Source organism: Paracoccus sp. M683, assembly GCF_007096355.1.
Lineage (GTDB): Bacteria > Pseudomonadota > Alphaproteobacteria > Rhodobacterales > Rhodobacteraceae > Paracoccus.
This window is the reverse complement of sequence record NZ_VKDF01000060.1, coordinates 1-599: the sequence shown is the minus strand read 5'-3', so window position 1 is coordinate 599 and position 599 is coordinate 1. Positions and strand designations below refer to the sequence as shown.

General features: G+C 62.8%; 2 protein-coding genes. Both read left to right on the top strand.

All coding sequences use genetic code 11. The features are described from left to right. A partial coding sequence (locus FNJ84_RS21785; RefSeq protein ID WP_255471377.1) for a zincin-like metallopeptidase domain-containing protein occupies positions 1 to 160 on the top strand: 160 nt, incomplete at its 5' end. Then, positions 157 to 342: a hypothetical protein gene (locus FNJ84_RS21780; RefSeq protein WP_143795280.1), complete on the top strand. Its 186-nt coding sequence runs from the start codon at positions 157 to 159 to the stop codon at positions 340 to 342. The genes FNJ84_RS21785 and FNJ84_RS21780, both read left to right, overlap by 4 nt. Positions 343 to 599: the final 257 nt, after the last annotated feature.

Here is a 599-nt window from a genome sequence, read left to right as displayed (position 1 = left end):
GGATTTCGGGCAGACAGCCGCCTATGTCGAAAGCTGGTTGCGGTGCCTCAAGGACGACAAACGGTTCATTTTCAAGGCCGCAACCGAGGCCCAGAAAGCCGCCGACTGGCTGATGCGCACCGCGCCAGCGGACCTCAGAGAACAGGAGGTGGCCGCATGAGCGGCCCCCTTCCCCTCGCCACCCTGACCTGCCGCAAATGCGGCAGCGTTAATCCGATGGCCTATCTCGCCCCGATCATCCTGCCCGGCGATCCAGCAGGCACCTGCATCTGCATTCCCTGCGCCGACGCACAAGGCTGGCTCGACCGGGACGGCAATCTGAAACCCGGCATCACCCTATAACGGAGAACAGCCATGCACAGCTTTTCCGCCTATTGCCGCCTGAATGTCCCGGTCGGCGCCAGCCACCGGACCGTGATCCGTGCGGCGTCCAGTAAGATCAATCCCCGTGCCCGGTTCGATCCGGATCGGCGTGGCGACCGCCACGAATATTTTCGCGCCATGCTGGATCATCACAACGACGCGCGCGACCTCGCCGCGCGCCATCGTCTGTGAGGACGAAACGATGATCTATGAATTGCGCGATCAACCAGCAGGTC